Below are 2,152 nucleotides of genomic sequence, written 5' to 3'. Positions count from 1 at the left end.
ATCGCGGTCGCGCTCGCACTGTGGCGGGGCACGGGTGAGGGCTCGCAGGCCGCGGCGGACACGGTTCTCCTCACCGCGCTCGCGGCGGCCGCCGCGGTGTGGGCGGCGCGTGAGACCCGGACCGCCATGCGGAGTTTCGATGAGCCTTCCCCGCGGTTCACCCGGCGGCTTCTCCCGCGGGGCATCGTGGAGACGTCCCCGGCTCGAGAGGAGTGAGACGTGACGGTCCCCGCGACCACACATCTGCGGTCCACGGTGTCCACCGGCAGCGGGGTCGTCGCCCACAGAGGGGCCTCGGCCGAGTTCCCCGAACTCACGCTCGTCGCCTACGAGAAGGCCCTCGAGCAGGGCGCAGAGGCGCTCGAGGTGGATGTGCGGCTCACCTCCGACGGCGTCCCGGTGCTCCTGCACGATCCCCGGACCGCGCGCGTGGCGGACCGCGACGTCTGGGTCCACTCCAGCACCCTGGACGAGCTGTCCGCCCTCGACCTGGGCTCCTGGCATCCGGTGCACCGCCGGCCCGAACCACTCCTCACGCTGCGCAGTCTCCTGGTGATGGCCGAGGCGTACCCGCACGTGAAGCTGTTCCTGGAGACCAAGCACCCGGTGCCCACCGGCGGCCGCGTCGAGGTCGCGCTCCGGGACGAGCTGAGGTACTTCGGTCTGGACCGGCCCGCCTCGCACGCCGAGTCCCGCGCGCTCATGATGAGCTTCTCCGTGATGGCGGTGCGACGGTTCAGGCAACTGGCCCCGCAGGTGCCGACCGTGCAGCTCCGCGAGCGCGGCAACGTCCTCAAGTCGTGGCCGGCCGAGGGGTTCGGCGCCCAGTTGATGGGCCCGAGCATCGGCGCGCTCCGGGCGCGGCCGTGGTTGGTCGAGTACTGGAGGTCGCGGGGGATGGGGACCTACTGCTGGACCGTCGACGACCCGGCGGACATGCTCCTGTGCCGCGACCTGGGCGTGGAGTGGGTGGCCACCAACGTCCCGTCACGGGCCCGGGGCGTCCTGGACGGGCCCACGCGTCGCGACTGACCCCGTCACGGCCGACCCGATCCGGGGCCCCCGTGCGCTGACGGCATCAGAGTGCGATGTCCGGGGGGCGGGCCGCGCGGGCGCACCGTATCGTGGTGCCCGTGGGTAGACGTCAGCGCCATAATGAGCCCAAGTCCGGCGGCAACCGCCAGGCCAAGATCGCCGCTCGCGCGGCCGAGCGTGAGGAACTGAGCACGGAACCCCGGCCGTTCGCCGGGTTCGCCGGTGAGTGCGACATGGTCGCGATGCGCGAGTTCGTGCCGTCGGCGACCGCGCGACTCACCACCACCGCCGAGAAGCGGGAGATCATCCTGGCGACCGTCCTGCCGGGGGCCATCGCCGGCCTGGTGCGCGACGACGAGCTGGGCGGTGAGGCCATGGTGGGTCTCCAGGTGCAGGTCCACGGACCCGATCCGGCGGCCGACCTGGCCTACGCGGTGGACTGGGCCTCGCGTGCCGGGGGAGGGGAGACCCTGACGTCCTCCCACCCGGACGAGTCCACCCCGGCGTTGGAGGACGTCGTGGTCGCCGACGCCCCGCTCGAGATCGCGGTGCACGGCGACTTCTCCTGGTGGCTCGCCGAGGGCGCCCAGGTCAGGCCGGAGATCGCCCAGGCCATCAAGAACGCCAACGAGGTCATGATGCCCTCCGCCAGGGTCGCGGCCGACGGCATCGAGGCGGCCTGGTGGGTCGACGCGGGCGAGAAGGCCCACGTCCGCTGGGTGCGCCCGGAGGACGAGGACGCGCTGTTCGAGGCACTCGCGCGCGTGCACTCCGCCGGCGGCCTCCACCTGGGCGAGGGGTCCCGGTTCGCGGGGTCGTTCCGTACCCACGGGCTGCTCGTGCCGGTGTTCGACCTGGACCCGGAGATGCACCATCAGGAGTGGGCGCCGGGACTGCTGGAGCTCGACGCGCGACTGGGCGAGGCCCTGGCGAAGGACGGTCCGCTCAGCTCCGACGAGCGCGCGTCGCGCGACGGCCTGAGAGCACGTCAGGTCACCCTGCGCTGACCCGGCACCGGCCCCCGACGGGGCCCACGGGCCTCTAGTATCCCCTCGGGCGACCACCGGGTCGCCGGCCGGACGTGTGGCGGAGGGGGTGTGGCCGGCGTGGCCGACCG

The 2,152-nt window shown here is 73.2% G+C and carries 2 protein-coding genes and 1 pseudogene; all 3 read left to right on the top strand.

Annotated elements, in window-relative coordinates; genetic code table 11:
* A pseudogene (locus tag G6020_RS07875) lies at window positions 1-216 on the top strand (hypothetical protein); the annotation flags it as partial.
* 3 nt (window positions 217-219) lie between these two features.
* Window positions 220-1,032, top strand: a complete 813-nt coding sequence (locus G6020_RS07870; protein WP_182610245.1) for a glycerophosphodiester phosphodiesterase family protein — start codon at window positions 220-222, stop codon at window positions 1,030-1,032.
* A gap of 56 nt (window positions 1,033-1,088) precedes the next feature.
* Window positions 1,089-2,042, top strand: a complete 954-nt coding sequence (locus G6020_RS07865; RefSeq protein WP_182610244.1) for a DUF5926 family protein — start codon at window positions 1,089-1,091, stop codon at window positions 2,040-2,042.
* The last annotated feature ends 110 nt before the right edge of the window (window positions 2,043-2,152 follow it).

The sequence above is a fragment of the Dietzia sp. B19 genome (assembly GCF_014145155.1).
GTDB lineage: Bacteria > Actinomycetota > Actinomycetes > Mycobacteriales > Mycobacteriaceae > Dietzia > Dietzia natronolimnaea.
This window is presented reverse-complemented; position numbering and strand designations above follow the sequence as displayed.

What these genes read in the sequence shown, in the direction of transcription:
- G6020_RS07865 (WP_182610244.1), top strand. Translation starts at nt 1,089, where the DNA reads ATGTCCGGGGGGCGGGCCGCGCGGGCGCACCGTATCGTGGTGCCCGTG.